Here is a 15,174-nt window from a genome sequence, read left to right as displayed (position 1 = left end):
GCGCTTTCACAGCGATTGCTAACCCTGTGTGAAGTCAATCACTATTCACTCCCAACCATCTTTAAATCCAGAAAAGTAGACAATCATCGAATTTTCATCTTAAAGTCCGGGGTCCGGTACTGGACAAAACTAGCGTCTGGTTATCAAATGGTTAACTAATTTTTCGCCACATGTAAAAAATCGGTCGGATACGTAACTGACCGGCGTACATGCTGGTGTTTACAAGCACGACACATACCTTTCGGGAGAATTATGCAATCCTCTGTTAATCCAAAAGAGAGCCGAACGTTCTTCGGCCATCCGTATCCACTCGGTTCACTGTTCTTCACCGAGATGTGGGAACGTTTCTCGTTTTACGGCATTCGCCCGCTACTGATCCTGTTTATGGCTGCGACCGTTTATGACGGCGGCATGGGGCTGGCGCGTGAAAACGCCTCGGCGATTGTCGGTATCTTTGCCGGTACCATGTACCTGGCCGCGCTGCCGGGCGGCTGGCTGGCCGATAACTGGCTCGGTCAGCAGAGAGCCGTCTGGTACGGTTCGATCCTGATTGCGCTCGGTCACCTGTCGATTGCGCTCTCTGCAATCATGGGCAACAACCTGTTCTTTATCGGCCTGATGTTCATTGTGCTCGGTTCTGGCCTGTTCAAGACCTGTATTTCGGTGATGGTCGGCACCCTGTATAAAAAAGGCGATGCGCGTCGTGACGGCGGTTTCTCGCTGTTCTATATGGGCATCAACATGGGCTCGTTTATCGCACCGCTGATTTCCGGCTGGCTGATTAAAACTCACGGCTGGCACTGGGGCTTTGGTATCGGCGGTATCGGGATGCTGGTGGCGCTGATTATCTTCCGCGTGTTTGCCGTTCCGGCAATGAAACGCTATGACAGCGAAGTCGGTCTCGACTCCACCTGGAACAGCCCGGTGGTGAAGCGCAACGGCGTGGGCGCATGGCTGCTGGCGCTGGCCGTCGGCGTGGCAGTTATCGTGACGCTGATTGCTCAGGGCGTGATTGTGATTAACCCGGTGGCTGTTGCCAGCGTGCTGGTCTACGTGATTGCCGCGTCCGTTGCGCTGTACTTTATCTACCTGTTCCTTTTCGCGGGTCTGAATCGCAAAGAGCGCGCCAGGCTGCTGGTCTGCTTTATCCTGCTGGTCTCCGCCGCGTTCTTCTGGTCTGCGTTTGAGCAAAAGCCAACGTCGTTCAACCTGTTTGCCAACGACTACACTAACCGCATGATCGGTGATTTTGAAATTCCGGCGGTGTGGTTCCAGTCGATCAACGCCCTGTTTATTATCCTGCTGGCCCCGGTGTTCAGCTGGGCATGGCCGAAGCTCGCGAGCATGAACATTCGCCCGAGCAGCATCACCAAGTTTGTTATTGGTATTCTGTGCGCGGCGGCAGGCTTTGGCCTGATGATGCTGGCGGCACAGAACGTGCTGAGCAACGGTGGGGCGGGCGTGTCGCCGTTCTGGCTGGTGGGCAGCATTCTGATGCTAACCCTTGGCGAGCTGTGCCTGAGCCCGATTGGTCTGGCGACCATGACGCTGCTTGCGCCGGAAAGAATGCGCGGCCAGATGATGGGGCTGTGGTTCTGCGCCAGTGCGCTGGGTAACCTGGCTGCAGGCCTGATTGGCGGCCACGTGAAGGCCGATCAGCTGGATATGCTGCCGGATCTCTTTGCGCGCTGCTCCATCGCGCTGCTGATTTGTGCCGCGGTACTGATCGTCCTCATTGTTCCGGTTCGCCGCATGCTGGAAAATGCGCAGACTAAACCGGCAGCTGAAGCCTGATAATGTTCAGCCTACCGGGGCAGTTATCCTGTCCCGGTAAAACCTAACTGGAGAGAATATGTTGATTACCTGCCCGGAATGCCAGACACCGCTGGAGCCACAGAACGGCGTGGCGCACTGCGACAGCTGTAATAAGGACATCGCGCTTGAAGCCCGCTGCCCGGAGTGCCATCAGCCACTCCAGGTATTAAAAGCCTGCGGCGCGGTGGACTATTTCTGCCAGAACGGCCACGGTCTTATCTCTAAAAAACGCGTGGAGTTTGTTCGGGCCGAAGGTTAATCGCACACGCAGTCTTCGCCTTTCTGCCACAGCTCGACCAGCGACTCGGGCGCTTCCTGCTCGGGCACCAGCACGATGATATCGGCGTAGTGGGCCTGATTTTGCCCGGTCCAGATAATCTGGATGCGAAAATAGCGCTGGTCGCCGCTGCCGGGTGAAGAGGCTTGCCCCGGCGGCTGGCCGCGTGGAAAAGCCTGCTCCAGGATGCTCACCAGGCGCTGGCGCTGGGCCTCATTGAGCGAGGAGAGCGCGATGGTGCGCTGTCCACTCAGCTTGGGAATAAAAGCGACGCCGCCTTCCCGGGCCAGCTCAACTACGGCGTCATCCGTCAGTTCCGGAACCTGCATTTACAGCACTCCCACCTGTTCCCAGGCTTGTTTAATGGCCGCCCCAGCGTCGCCGCCGGAGCGTTTCTCTCCGTGCGCGATCGTCAGTTTTGCGAAGGCCTCAAAATCTGCATCCTGCGCCAGATTGCGATCGCAAACCGTGTCGTACCAGGCATATCCCGCTTTTTCCCAGGCGTAGCCGCCGATCGCCGTCGCAGCCAGATAAAATGCCCGGTTGGGGATGCCGGAGTTCAGGTGCACGCCGCCGTTATCCTCGCGCGTTTTAATGAAATCTTTCATGTGCGCAGGCTGCGGGTCTTTGCCGAGCAGAGGATCGTCATAGGCGGTGCCGGGTTCAGACATTGAGCGCAGCCCTTTGCCGTTGATCCCTTTCGCCAGCAGCCCTTCGCCAATCAGCCAGTCAGCGTTATCGGCGGTTTGCTTCAGATGGTACTGTTTGACCAGCGAGCCAAACACGTCCGACAGAGACTCGTTCAGCGCGCCCGACTGTTCAAAATAGATAAGCCCGGCTTCGGTCTCGGTCACACCGTGGCTCAGCTCGTGCGCCACCACGTCGATGGCGATGGTAAAGCGGTTAAATATTTCCCCGTCGCCGTCGCCGAATACCATCTGCTGACCGTTCCAGAAGGCGTTCTGATATTCCCGGCCGTAATGTACGGTGCCTGTCAAAATAAGCCCTTTATTATCGAGCGAATCACGCTGATATTCTTTCCAGAAGAAATCATGGGTAATACCCAAATAATCGTAGGCTTCATCCACCGCCACATCGCCGTTCGACGGCTGGCCTTCGTAACGCACCTGCGTACCCGGCAGCTCCTGGGTCTGCTTCGCGTCGTAAATATCGCGCTCCAGCTGTCCGGCTTTATTCACGTGCGGCGCGGCGGGTTTGCCGGGCATGTGGGCCATCAGCGTCTGGACATGGGTCAAGGTCTGACGGGCACAGCGCTGCTGCGGCTCGGAACCGCTTTCGATAATACGACGAAGAATATAAGGGGGAATAACGCTATGAAGATGGGGCATGCTGCTCTCCTTATTAAAAAAGGGAATAGCAGCAGTATAGTAAGTAACCGGCGAAGAATTATCCGGTTTTACGCTGACGCGTCTTTTTCACCGGTTTAATTGATTTTACTTCGCTTTCTACCCAGCCGTCTGAAAGACGCGTCGTCAGCACATCGCCGGCTTTCACCTGTTTGGTCTGCTTGAGCACTTTGCCGTCCGTCGCCGTCGTCACGCTATAGCCGCGTGCCAGCGTGGAGAGGGGGCTGACGGCTTCAAGGTGGGTCACCGCATTGCCAAAACGCTCGCGGGTGGTGCTCAGTCGGGCGCGGACAGTCTCCGCCAGACGATACTCCTGCTGCTGGATCCGCGTTTGCGCGCGATAAATTTTCGGCTGCGGGTTCTGCTGGTTCAGGCGCTGGGTTACACGCTGCTGGCGCGATACCGCGCGCTTAAGCTGCGCGTCTACCGCAACGTTCATGCGCTGACGCAGGCGCTCCAGCACGGTCTGCTGACGCGCCAGACGCAGCTGCGGATGCTGCTGCTGAAGTCGATGATGAAGCTGGGTAAAGCGGCGGGTACGGTTGGCAAGGAAGTAGTCCATCGCCATCTCAAGGCGCTGCTGGCCGTTCTGAATCTGACGCAGCAGCTCCAGCTGGTTGCGGCTGACCACTTCCGCCGCCGCAGACGGCGTAGGCGCGCGCAGATCCGCGACAAAATCCGCTATCGTTACGTCCGTTTCGTGGCCGACGGCGCTCACCACAGGGATCTGACTTGCAAAGATTGCCCGCGCCACGCGCTCGTCGTTAAAGCTCCACAGATCTTCCAGCGAACCGCCGCCGCGTCCGACAATTAACACGTCGCACTCCCGGCGCGCGTTCGCCAGCTCAATGGCGCGCACTATCTGGCCCGGCGCATCGTCACCCTGAACGGCGGTCGGGTAGATGATGACGGGCAGGGAAGGGTCACGACGCTTCAGCACGTGCAAAATATCGTGCAGCGCTGCACCGGTTTTCGAGGTGATCACCCCAACGCAGTGGGCAGGAGAGGGCAGCGGTTTCTTGAACTGCTGATCGAACAGTCCCTCGGCAGAGAGTTTGGCTTTAAGCTGCTCGTACTTCTGCTGCAGCAGACCTTCGCCCGCAGGCTGCATGCTCTCGACGATAATCTGATAATCACCGCGCGGTTCATACAGGGTGATATTGGCGCGAACCAGAACCTGCTGGCCGTGCTGAGGGCGGAACGTCACGCGGCGGTTGCTGTTGCGGAACATCGCGCAGCGCACCTGGGCGGTGTCGTCTTTTAAGGTAAAGTACCAGTGTCCGGAGGAGGGCTGCGTGAAGTTAGAGATCTCACCGCTGATCCAGACCTGCCCCATTTCCTGCTCAAGCAGCAAACGCACCGTCTGATTAAGGCGGCTGACAGTATAAATTGAGGGGGATTGAGAGGATAACATGTGAGCGGGATCAAATTCTAAATCAGCAAGTTATTCAGTCGATAGTAACCTGCTGAGGAGCGATCGCAAGCATTTTTTTCAAAAAAGTGTAGATGCAATCGGTTACGCTCTGTATAATGCCACGGCAATATTTAACCACCCAGGTCAGAGATATTGCCCATGCTACGTATCGCTAAAGAAGCACTGACGTTTGACGACGTCCTCCTCGTTCCCGCTCATTCCACCGTTCTGCCGAATACTGCCGATCTCAGCACGCAGTTGACGAAAACCATTCGCCTGAACATTCCTATGCTCTCTGCGGCAATGGACACCGTGACTGAAGCGCGCCTGGCTATCGCCCTGGCACAGGAAGGTGGCATTGGCTTTATTCACAAAAACATGTCAATCGAACGTCAGGCGGAAGAAGTTCGCCGCGTGAAGAAACATGAATCCGGCATCGTGTCTGACCCACAGACCGTTCTGCCAACCACCACGCTGCACGAAGTGAAGGCCCTGACCGAACGTAACGGCTTCGCCGGTTACCCGGTTGTGACCGAAGAAAACGAACTGGTTGGTATCATCACCGGCCGTGACGTGCGTTTCGTGACTGACCTGAATCAGCCTGTCAGCGTCTACATGACGCCAAAAGAGCGTCTGGTTACCGTTCGCGAAGGTGAAACTCGCGACGTGGTGCTGGCAAAAATGCACGAAAAACGCGTTGAAAAAGCGCTGGTTGTTGACAGCAGCTTCCACCTGCGCGGCATGATCACCGTTAAAGATTTCCAGAAAGCAGAACGTAAGCCTAACGCCTGTAAAGACGAGCATGGCCGTCTGCGCGTCGGCGCTGCGGTTGGCGCAGGTGCCGGTAACGAAGAGCGCGTTGACGCGCTGGTTGCTGCGGGCGTTGACGTCCTGCTGATTGACTCCTCTCACGGCCACTCTGAAGGCGTTCTGCAACGTATTCGTGATACCCGTGCCAAATACCCTGACCTGCAGATCATCGGCGGTAACGTGGCAACTGGCGCAGGCGCTCGCGCGCTGGCTGACGCCGGCTGCAGCGCGGTGAAAGTGGGTATCGGCCCTGGCTCCATCTGTACTACGCGTATCGTGACCGGCGTGGGCGTTCCGCAGATCACCGCGGTGTCTGACGCGGTTGAAGCGCTGGAAGGCACCGGTATTCCGGTTATCGCTGACGGTGGTATCCGCTTCTCTGGCGACATCGCTAAAGCGATCGCCGCGGGCGCCGCTGCCGTGATGGTCGGCTCTATGCTGGCCGGTACCGAAGAATCCCCGGGCGAAATCGAACTCTTCCAGGGCCGTTCTTACAAATCTTACCGCGGCATGGGCTCCCTGGGCGCGATGTCCAAAGGTTCCTCTGACCGTTACTTCCAGACCGATAACGCCGCTGACAAACTGGTGCCGGAAGGTATCGAAGGTCGCGTTGCCTATAAAGGCCGTCTGAAAGAGATCATTCACCAGCAGATGGGCGGCCTGCGCTCCTGTATGGGTCTGACTGGCTGTGGTACCATTGACCTGCTGCGTACCAAAGCGGAATTCGTACGCATCAGCGGTGCGGGTATCCAGGAGAGCCACGTTCACGACGTGACGATCACCAAAGAGTCCCCGAACTATCGTCTGGGCTCCTGATTTTTCTTCGCCCGACCTCGTGTCGGGCGATTTATTTAATCTGTTTCACTTGCCTCGGAATTAGCGTCAATGACGGAAAACATTCATAAACATCGCATTCTCATCCTGGACTTCGGTTCTCAGTACACTCAGCTGGTGGCGCGTCGCGTACGTGAACTGGGCGTTTACTGTGAGCTGTGGGCATGGGATGTCACGGAAGCACAGATTCGCGAATTCAATCCAAGCGGCATCATCCTGTCCGGCGGCCCGGAAAGCACCACCGAAGAGAACAGCCCGCGCGCGCCGCAGTACGTGTTCGAAGCGGGCGTGCCGGTATTCGGCGTTTGCTACGGTATGCAGACCATGGCAATGCAGCTGGGCGGCCACGTAGAAGGCTCTAACGAGCGCGAGTTTGGCTATGCACAGGTAGAAGTCGTCACCGACAGCGCGCTGGTGCGCGGTATCGAAGACTCCCTGACCGCAGACGGCAAACCGCTGCTGGACGTGTGGATGAGCCACGGTGACAAAGTTACCGCCATCCCGTCTGACTTCGTGACCGTTGCCAGCACCGAAAGCTGCCCGTTCGCCATCATGGCGAACGAAGAAAAACGCTTCTACGGCGTACAGTTCCACCCGGAAGTGACCCACACCCGTCAAGGTATGCGCATGCTGGAGCGCTTCGTGCGTGACATCTGCCAGTGTGAAGCCCTGTGGACCCCGGCAAAAATCATCGACGACGCCGTTGAGCGTATCCGCCAGCAGGTTGGCAATGACAAAGTGATCCTCGGCCTCTCCGGCGGCGTGGACTCCTCCGTAACCGCGATGCTGCTGCACCGCGCCATCGGCAAAAACCTGACCTGCGTCTTCGTGGACAACGGTCTGCTGCGTCTGAATGAAGCCCAGCAGGTCATGGACATGTTCGGCGACCACTTCGGTCTGAACATCGTTCACGTGGAAGGCGAGCAGCGCTTCCTGGACGCGCTGAAAGGCGAGAACGATCCGGAAGCCAAGCGTAAAATCATCGGTCGCGTGTTCGTAGAAGTGTTCGACGAAGAAGCGCTGAAGCTGGAAGACGTGAAGTGGCTGGCGCAGGGCACCATCTACCCTGACGTGATCGAGTCTGCGGCCTCCGCAACCGGTAAAGCACACGTCATCAAATCTCACCACAACGTGGGCGGCCTGCCGAAAGAGATGAAGATGGGGCTGGTTGAACCGCTGCGCGAGCTGTTTAAAGACGAAGTGCGTAAGATCGGTCTGGAACTGGGTCTGCCGTACGACATGCTCTACCGTCACCCGTTCCCGGGTCCGGGTCTGGGCGTGCGCGTGCTGGGCGAAGTGAAGAAAGAGTACTGCGACCTGCTGCGTCGCGCGGACGCGATCTTCATCGAAGAGCTGCACAAAGCTGACCTGTACAACAAAGTGAGCCAGGCGTTCACCGTGTTCCTGCCGGTTCGCTCCGTCGGTGTAATGGGCGATGGCCGTAAGTACGACTGGGTGGTTTCCCTGCGTGCGGTGGAAACCATCGACTTCATGACCGCGCACTGGGCGCATCTGCCGTATGACTTCTTAGGCCGCGTGTCTAACCGCATCATCAACGAAGTGAACGGTATTTCCCGCGTGGTGTATGACATCAGCGGTAAGCCACCGGCTACGATTGAGTGGGAATGATGTATAGCTAGTTCATAGCACATCAAATCTATTCACTTCCTCCTATAACCCTCTGCAAATGTAGAGGGTTTTTTGCTTGTACCTGCTCATTTCACTCTACACCACACTTTTATCGGTATATAACACGGTATAGAAGGCTGTTTCATCCAAAGGGACTCCGTTACCCCATAGCTGTTATTTCATCATCTGATCATGGCCTGAAATTGACGACCCATTTAGCTGGAAAGTAAGACCTCTTCTGATTCACTTATGACACAGGCGATGAATAATTACGTCATATTCTGGAAGGGTTAGATTGCCGATGTTAAGATGATATGTGTCATAGATGATACATTCCTGGATGAGGTGGTTATGCCTGAAGAAACTTATGTGAGCAAGCTTCGCCGGACAAAAGGTTCTACTGTACGGCCATCGACAGAAAGTGCTTTAGCCAAGCTTGGGAAAGATATCGAATTTGCACGTCGTGTGCGGGGTCTCTCTGCAGATAAGTTTGCGAAATCTGCAGGAATATCGCGTTCCACTTTATACCGGCTTGAGAGTGGCGACAGTGCGGGTATCTCACTCAACACGCTTGCGATGGTACTCACCATCCTTGGAAAACTTGATCTCCTGAGCAATTTGATCGATATGCGCAATGACGACATTGGTCTGTCTATGCTGCGCGAAAATGTTATGCAAAGCGCAAAGCCACTCCATAAAGACGTCAGCGTGAATATTAGCCTCAGAGGCAAAACAGATAAACGAGCGCCTGGTACTGCAGTCACGAAAAAACCGACCCAGACTAATGCAGAGACGAGGGCGACATTAGTGGTCAGTCCATCAGGACGTACATCTCCGCTGCTCTCTCGCTTAAAAGCGACGCGAGGTTCTTCCGGCTCATGATAAGAGATATTGTATGAGACAAAGGCTTTACGTCTGGATGGATAGTCAAGAATTCGTCGGGCAACTGGATTTTAACGTCGATGGTGCGCGTCAGAACTCCGTCTTCACTTATGCGCAGAGCTGGATTGATAATCCTGACGGTTTTGATCTTTCTCCCACCATGCCGCGTAGCCAGGTTGTCGCTTCGGCTAGTCTTCAGGGAAATTCATCACCTCTTGTGATGCCTGTCGCTGACAGTACTCCTGATTCATGGGGGCGCGCCATTATGCGTGCTGCATATGGTGGGCGTACTCTGAATGATTTTCAGTATCTTATCGGGGTTGATGACTTTCTGCGCTCAGGCGCACTTCGTTTTTACGAAAGCGAAGCACCCGACGCATTGCCTTTGGCTCAACCCCGCACAGGCGAAAATACATTTTCCATACCACGCCTCATCGAACTCGAAGCGATGGTTCATGAGGCGCGAGCCTTCGAAGCCGATCCCATTCATTATCGTGAAAACCGAGCGAAGCTTCTAGCGGGACAGTTACTACTTGACGCAGCAGGCTCGTTAGGCGGCGCACGGCCAAAAGTGAATATACGCGATGAACATGAGGTGCTCTGGATAGCGAAGCTATCGAAGATGGATGATGAGTACGATATGGCGCGTGCCGAAGTGCTCGCTCTCCGTCTCGCAGCAGAAATAGGAATGACGGTTGCTGAAGCTAAGCCGTTTGTTGTATCAGGGAAATTTCCTATTGCCTTGATCAAACGTTTTGATCGTTCTTACGAAGATGCAAGGGATCCTCATCGGATCCATTTTATAACTGCGCAGACTTTCATGGGATTACCTGGCACTGAGCCATCAGACTACGTCTCTATAGCAGAGCAGATGATGATAAATGGTGCTGGTGATGATGTGATCGAACTCTGGACGCGCATGGCCTATTCTGTGCTGATCCAAAATACAGATGACCATCTGCGTAACCATGGTTTTATCCGAACCGCCGAGCGGTGGGCTCTCTCGCCTGCCTATGATATTAATCCCGACCCGTCAACTGGTGGCACCCTCAAGACTGCAATTAGTGAGATTCATGGAAATGAACTCAACATTTTTGCTGTATTAGACGCAGCACCGCTCTTCAATATCGAACCCGATGAGGCTTGTGAAGCGCTTAAGGTTATGGCGGAAATTATCAGCGGAAGATGGCGTTTTCTTGCGGCTGAACTGGGAATGAATGCGAAAGATATCCGGGCACTTTCGCCAGCTTTTGAAAGTCAGCAGGTCAAGAATGCCCTAAATTTGTGATAGCCAGATTTCGTATCCTACTGAATAAGATCTGAGTCATCCTAGGCTTTACTTTCCCTCATTTCCCAACCTATACGCCAGCGCCACCACCAGCGACTGCACCAGACACAGCGTTGCCGACTGAGATCGGAACGCATCCACCTGCGCCTCTTTCACCACAAAGCAAAGATCGCTAAACGTCGCCAGGGGGCTTATCTGGCTGTCCGTAATCACAATCTGCCGCGCGCCGACGCTGGCGGCGGTTTCGCTGACCATCACCGTCTCTTCCGCGTACGGCGAGAAGCTGATCGACACCACGATGTCGCGCGCCTTAATGCGGCTGATCTGCTCGCGCAGCATCCCGCCCATGCCGTCGAGCAGGATAGGGCGACACTCGAGGTGGCTCAGGGCGTAGGTGAGGTAGGCCGCGACGCTAAAGGAGCGGCGCAGTCCGGCGATATAGATGGTGTCGGCGTCGGCCAGCAGCTGTACCGCGCGCTCCAGCATTTCCGGCTCGGCGCGGGCGGCCAGCTGCTGCAGCGCCTGCGCGTTCGAGCGGGCGAACTCCTGCAGGATATCGAGCGGCGTTTCCGGCACGGCCTCGCTCTCCATTTCGCGGAACAGCCGGGCGCGGTCGCTGTAGCTGGCGGTCTCCTCCACCAGGTTCATGCGAAACAGCTGTTTCATTTCGTTGAAGCCGGTGAAGTCAAAGGCGTTGGCAAAGCGGATCAGCGTCGACGGCGGCACGTCGGCGCGCTCGGCAATAACGGCAACCGTATCAAAGGCCACGCTGTTGGTGTTATCCAGCACGTAGCGGGAGACCTGCTGCAGCCTCTTGCTCAGGCTATCGTAGCGATCGCGGATTTGCTGCTGCAGTTCGTTCAGGCTGGTTGCTGTCGTCATGTTATCCCCCAAATACAGTCTTATGATTCTAAACGCAAAACCGCGTCTTTAAAATGTCGGCCATCCATCTGGCAGCAAAAATGAAACAGAAACTTCAGTCATTTCCTCGCCCGAAATTCCTTAATAGCGCACGCGGCGTCAGTGTTGTTGGCTGTTAACATAAAAATCCATCCTTGATCACAATAATCATCATTTATTTTATTTCAACTTAAAATGGAATATTTGTTTCATATATAGTGTTCTGTACACAGTGTTCAGTCACAGTCACGTATCAACAGCGAGAGGTTAAGGATGGAGACGGTAGCGAATTTTATTCACGGCGAATGTGTCACCGGTTCAGGCCAGCGCGTTCAGGCGATCTTCAACCCGGCCACCGGCGAGCAGATCCGCCAGGTGGTGATGAGTACGGCGCAGGAAACCGAACAGGCGATTGCCGCCGCGCAGCAAGCGTTTCCGGCGTGGGCGCGCCATGCTCCGCTTAAGCGCGCGCGCGTGATGTTCCGCTTCAAGGCGCTGCTGGAAGAGAATATGGATCGCCTGGCCCGCATCATCAGCGAAGAGCACGGCAAGGTCTTCTCCGACGCGGTGGGCGAACTGACGCGCGGCCTGGAAGTGGTGGAGTTTGCCTGCGGCATCCCGCACCTGCAAAAGGGTGAACACTCGGCGAACGTCGGAACCGGCGTCGACAGCCACTCGCTGATGCAGCCGCTCGGCGTCTGCGCCGGGATCACGCCGTTTAACTTCCCGGCGATGGTGCCGATGTGGATGTTCCCGATTGCGCTGGCAACCGGCAACACCTTCGTGCTGAAGCCGTCGGAAAAAGATCCTTCTCTCGCGCTCGCGCTGGCGCAGCTGCTGAAAGAGGCCGGCCTGCCGGACGGCGTGTTCAACGTGGTGCAGGGCGATAAGGAGTCCGTTGACGTGCTCCTGACCGACCCGCGCGTGCAGGCGGTGAGCTTTGTCGGCTCCACGCCGATTGCGGAATACATTTACCAGACCGCGTCCGCCCACGGTAAGCGCTGTCAGGCGCTGGGCGGCGCGAAAAACCACTGCATTTTAATGCCGGACGCCGATATGGAGATGGCGACCAACGCCATCATGGGCGCGGCCTACGGCGCGGCGGGCGAGCGCTGCATGGCGCTCTCGGTGGTGCTGGCGGTGGGGGATAAAACCGCCGATGACCTCTGCGCCCGGCTGGAAAAACAGATTGCCGCGCTGCGCGTCGGGCCGGGCCTGGACCAGTCGCCGGAAAATGAAATGGGGCCACTCATCTCCTCAGTGCACCGCAGCAAGGTGCTGGGCTATATCGACAGCGGGGAAGCGCAGGGAGCGAAACTTCGCGTGGACGGTCGCGGCTTCAGCGTGAAGGGCCACGAGCAGGGCTACTTCGTCGGGCCGACGCTGTTCGATAACGTCACCCCGGAGATGACCATCTATAAAGAAGAAATTTTCGGCCCGGTGCTTTCTGTGGTGCGCGTAGCAGATTACGCCAGCGCGGTGGATCTGATTAACCGCCATGAATATGGTAATGGCTCGGCGATTTTCACCCGCGACGGCGGATGCGCGCGCCGCTTCTGCGAAGAGGTGCAGGCTGGCATGGTGGGTGTTAACGTGCCGATCCCGGTGCCGATGGCGTTCCACAGCTTCGGCGGCTGGAAGCGCTCGATTTTTGGCGCGCTCAACGTCCACGGCAGCGACGGCGTGCGCTTCTACACCCGAATGAAAACCATCACCGCGCGCTGGCCGGAAATGCAGCAGGAGACAGGCGCTGCGTTCTCCATGCCAACGCTGGGCTGACAGGAGGTTTTATGCAAACCGAACGTATGACCATGGCCCAGGCGCTGGTCCGGTTCCTTAATCAACAGTACGTCTGCGTGGATGGCAACGAAACGCCCTTCGTGGAGGGCGTCGCCACCATCTTTGGGCACGGCAACGTGCTGGGTATCGGCCAGGCGCTGGAGCAGGATCCGGGCCATCTGCAGGTGATGCAGGGCTGCAACGAGCAGGGCATTGCCCATATGGCGACGGGATTCGCCAAACAGCACCGCCGTCAGCGCATTTTTGCCGTCACCTCCTCCGTCGGGCCGGGTGCCGCCAATATGGTAACCGCCGCGGCCACCGCCACGGCGAACCGCATCCCGCTGCTGCTGCTGCCGGGCGATATCTACGCCAGCCGCCAGCCGGACCCGGTGCTGCAGCAGATCGAGCAGTATCACGATCTCAGCATCAGCACCAACGACTGCTTCCGTCCGGTCTCCCGCTACTGGGACCGCATTAACCGCCCCGAGCAACTGATGAGCGCCATGTTAAGCGCGATGCGAACGCTTACTGACCCCGCGAATACCGGCGCGGTGACCATCTGCCTGCCGCAGGACGTGCAGGGGGAGGCCTGGGATTATCCACTCAGCTTCTTCGCGCGTCGCGTGCACCATATCGAGCGCCGTCCGCCTGACCCGCAGCGTCTGGCGCAGGCGCGGGCGCTAATCGCTCGCAAGCGTCGTCCGCTGGTGGTGTGCGGCGGCGGCGTGCGCTATTCCGGCGCGCATGAGGCATTTCGCGACTTTGTCGAGACGCTGCAGCTGCCGTTTGCCGAAACCCAGGCCGGAAAGGGGGCGCTGGTAAGTGACCACCCACTTAACCTGGGCGGCGTAGGGGTGACGGGCGGGATGGCCGCCAACCAGCTCGCGCCACAGGCCGATTTAGTGATCGGCATCGGCACGCGCCTGACCGATTTTACCACCGGCTCCAAGGCGCTCTTTTCCCATCCGGACGTCGAATTCCTGCTGCTGAACGTGGCCGAATTTGACGCCCTGAAACTGGACGCGACCGCGCTGATTGCCGATGCCCAAACCGGGCTCCAGGCATTAACCCACTTGCTCAAGGAGTATCGCAGCGGCTGGGGAGAGGCGGTCGCTAATGCGAAATCCGCCTGGCGCGACGAGTGCCGCCGCCTGTGGGATCGCCAGTGGCGTCCTGACGACGCGCCCGAAGTGGCGGGGCACCTGGACGCGCAGCTGGCGGAGTACTGCGAGACGCTCAACACCCGCCTGACCCAGACGCGGGTACTGGGGCTGATCAACCAGCATATTGAAGATAACGCCATCGTGGTGGGCGCGGCCGGTTCGCTGCCAGGCGATTTACAGCGCCTCTGGCAGGTCAAAACGCCGGACAGCTATCACCTGGAGTACGGCTACTCCTGCATGGGCTACGAGATTGCGGCGGCCATCGGCGCGAAGCTCGCCAGACCCGAACAGCCGGTGTACGCCATGGTGGGGGATGGCTCCTACATGATGCTGCACTCCGAGCTGCAAACCGCCGTTCAGGAGGGGATTAAGGTCACCGTTCTGCTGTTTGATAACGCAAGCTTCGGCTGCATTAACAACCTGCAGATGGGGCACGGCATGGGCAGCTTTGGTACGGAAAACCGTCGGCGCAACCCGGAAACCGGGCGGCTTGACGGGCCGCTGGTGAAGGTCGACTTTGCGCAAAACGCACAAAGCTACGGCTGCCGCGCGTGGCGGGTGAACGATGAGCAAAGCCTGCTGGCGGCGCTGGAGGCGTCACGCGCGCATCCGGGCCCGACGCTGCTGGACATCAAGGTATTGCCGAAGACCATGACCCACGATTACGCCTCGTGGTGGCGAACCGGTGATGCGCAGGTGGCAGCGTCGTCTGCCGTGCGCGAAGCCGCCGAGCAAACCCAGGCGCAGGTGAAAAAAGCTCGCCAGTATTGAGTTTTCCTGCCGTAACGAAATTTTCATTTCATTTCCCCTCACCCTAACCCTCTCCCCAAAGGGGAGAGGGGATGGTTAGGTGCGGCCTTTTCTCCCTCGCCCCTTTGGGGAGAGGGCCGGGGTGAGGGGCGCTTCCGTACTTCCTCCCATGTTGTGAGATTGATAACAAAATTTATCTCATTCATCTCAAAAGTGTTAACCCACACTCAAAAACATAATTTTCACTATTTATAAAAATGAAA

12 protein-coding genes are annotated in these 15,174 nt (G+C 57.1%); 8 read left to right on the top strand and 4 right to left on the bottom strand.

The genetic code is table 11. The features are described from left to right. The first annotated feature begins 252 nt into the window (after positions 1 to 252). On the top strand, positions 253 to 1,794 hold the full coding sequence (locus AC2T6E_RS19495; protein WP_486692926.1) for a peptide MFS transporter: 1,542 nt from the start codon (positions 253 to 255) through the stop codon (positions 1,792 to 1,794). A gap of 58 nt (positions 1,795 to 1,852) precedes the next feature. Continuing rightward, the gene (locus AC2T6E_RS19490) at positions 1,853 to 2,074 is read left to right on the top strand and encodes a zinc ribbon domain-containing protein (RefSeq protein WP_486692924.1); all 222 of its coding nucleotides are present in this window, start codon (positions 1,853 to 1,855) and stop codon (positions 2,072 to 2,074) included. Here the strand turns inward: AC2T6E_RS19490 and AC2T6E_RS19485 are convergent. The 3 genes from AC2T6E_RS19485 to xseA are packed head-to-tail and all read right to left on the bottom strand — an operon-like array spanning position 2,071 to position 4,873. Continuing rightward, on the bottom strand, positions 2,071 to 2,421 hold the full coding sequence (locus AC2T6E_RS19485; protein ID WP_369396522.1) for a protealysin inhibitor emfourin: 351 nt from the start codon (positions 2,419 to 2,421) through the stop codon (positions 2,071 to 2,073). The two genes, AC2T6E_RS19490 and AC2T6E_RS19485, sit on opposite strands and share 4 nt — an antisense overlap. After that, entirely contained in the window at positions 2,422 to 3,441 is a 1,020-nt protein-coding gene (locus AC2T6E_RS19480; RefSeq protein WP_126816166.1) for a M4 family metallopeptidase, read from the bottom strand. Positions 3,442 to 3,499: 58 nt separating this feature from the next. Next, positions 3,500 to 4,873, bottom strand: a complete 1,374-nt coding sequence (gene xseA, locus AC2T6E_RS19475) for an exodeoxyribonuclease VII large subunit (protein WP_486692923.1) — start codon at positions 4,871 to 4,873, stop codon at positions 3,500 to 3,502. A gap of 159 nt (positions 4,874 to 5,032) precedes the next feature. Between xseA and guaB the strand changes: the two genes are divergently transcribed. From guaB to AC2T6E_RS19455, 4 genes are all read left to right on the top strand, one after another. Next, the gene (gene guaB / locus AC2T6E_RS19470) at positions 5,033 to 6,499 is read left to right on the top strand and encodes an IMP dehydrogenase (protein WP_010433923.1); all 1,467 of its coding nucleotides are present in this window, start codon (positions 5,033 to 5,035) and stop codon (positions 6,497 to 6,499) included. Positions 6,500 to 6,568: 69 nt separating this feature from the next. Next, positions 6,569 to 8,146: a glutamine-hydrolyzing GMP synthase gene (guaA, locus tag AC2T6E_RS19465; protein WP_063427885.1), complete on the top strand. Its 1,578-nt coding sequence runs from the start codon at positions 6,569 to 6,571 to the stop codon at positions 8,144 to 8,146. A gap of 351 nt (positions 8,147 to 8,497) precedes the next feature. Next, the gene (locus AC2T6E_RS19460) at positions 8,498 to 9,028 is read left to right on the top strand and encodes a helix-turn-helix domain-containing protein (RefSeq protein ID WP_454539842.1); all 531 of its coding nucleotides are present in this window, start codon (positions 8,498 to 8,500) and stop codon (positions 9,026 to 9,028) included. Positions 9,029 to 9,065: 37 nt separating this feature from the next. Beyond that, entirely contained in the window at positions 9,066 to 10,316 is a 1,251-nt protein-coding gene (locus AC2T6E_RS19455; protein ID WP_454539843.1) for a type II toxin-antitoxin system HipA family toxin, read from the top strand. Positions 10,317 to 10,364: 48 nt separating this feature from the next. On the opposite strand, the gene AC2T6E_RS19450 is transcribed toward AC2T6E_RS19455, so the two are convergent. Further along, complete coding sequence (locus AC2T6E_RS19450) at positions 10,365 to 11,198, bottom strand: MurR/RpiR family transcriptional regulator (RefSeq protein ID WP_486692921.1); 834 nt, start codon at positions 11,196 to 11,198, stop codon at positions 10,365 to 10,367. Positions 11,199 to 11,489: 291 nt separating this feature from the next. Between AC2T6E_RS19450 and AC2T6E_RS19445 the strand changes: the two genes are divergently transcribed. Beyond that, positions 11,490 to 12,995: a CoA-acylating methylmalonate-semialdehyde dehydrogenase gene (locus tag AC2T6E_RS19445; RefSeq protein WP_213822835.1), complete on the top strand. Its 1,506-nt coding sequence runs from the start codon at positions 11,490 to 11,492 to the stop codon at positions 12,993 to 12,995. Positions 12,996 to 13,006: 11 nt separating this feature from the next. After that, positions 13,007 to 14,932: a 3D-(3,5/4)-trihydroxycyclohexane-1,2-dione acylhydrolase (decyclizing) gene (gene iolD / locus AC2T6E_RS19440; RefSeq protein ID WP_486692919.1), complete on the top strand. Its 1,926-nt coding sequence runs from the start codon at positions 13,007 to 13,009 to the stop codon at positions 14,930 to 14,932. Positions 14,933 to 15,174: the final 242 nt, after the last annotated feature.

It is taken from the genome of Enterobacter sp. B79-1 (assembly GCF_057444735.1).
The sequence above is the reverse complement of the archived record's forward strand: the minus strand, read 5'-3'. Positions and strand labels throughout refer to the sequence as shown.

What these genes read in the sequence shown, in the direction of transcription:
- AC2T6E_RS19485 (WP_369396522.1), bottom strand. Translation starts at nt 2,421, where the DNA reads ATGCAGGTTCCGGAACTGACGGATGACGCCGTAGTTGAGCTGGCCCGG.
- guaB (WP_010433923.1), top strand. Translation starts at nt 5,033, where the DNA reads ATGCTACGTATCGCTAAAGAAGCACTGACGTTTGACGACGTCCTCCTC.
- guaA (WP_063427885.1), top strand. Translation starts at nt 6,569, where the DNA reads ATGACGGAAAACATTCATAAACATCGCATTCTCATCCTGGACTTCGGT.
- AC2T6E_RS19455 (WP_454539843.1), top strand. Translation starts at nt 9,066, where the DNA reads ATGGATAGTCAAGAATTCGTCGGGCAACTGGATTTTAACGTCGATGGT.
- AC2T6E_RS19490 (WP_486692924.1), top strand. Translation starts at nt 1,853, where the DNA reads ATGTTGATTACCTGCCCGGAATGCCAGACACCGCTGGAGCCACAGAAC.
- AC2T6E_RS19445 (WP_213822835.1), top strand. Translation starts at nt 11,490, where the DNA reads ATGGAGACGGTAGCGAATTTTATTCACGGCGAATGTGTCACCGGTTCA.
- AC2T6E_RS19460 (WP_454539842.1), top strand. Translation starts at nt 8,498, where the DNA reads ATGCCTGAAGAAACTTATGTGAGCAAGCTTCGCCGGACAAAAGGTTCT.
- AC2T6E_RS19450 (WP_486692921.1), bottom strand. Translation starts at nt 11,198, where the DNA reads ATGACGACAGCAACCAGCCTGAACGAACTGCAGCAGCAAATCCGCGAT.
- AC2T6E_RS19480 (WP_126816166.1), bottom strand. Translation starts at nt 3,441, where the DNA reads ATGCCCCATCTTCATAGCGTTATTCCCCCTTATATTCTTCGTCGTATT.
- AC2T6E_RS19495 (WP_486692926.1), top strand. Translation starts at nt 253, where the DNA reads ATGCAATCCTCTGTTAATCCAAAAGAGAGCCGAACGTTCTTCGGCCAT.
- xseA (WP_486692923.1), bottom strand. Translation starts at nt 4,873, where the DNA reads ATGTTATCCTCTCAATCCCCCTCAATTTATACTGTCAGCCGCCTTAAT.
- iolD (WP_486692919.1), top strand. Translation starts at nt 13,007, where the DNA reads ATGCAAACCGAACGTATGACCATGGCCCAGGCGCTGGTCCGGTTCCTT.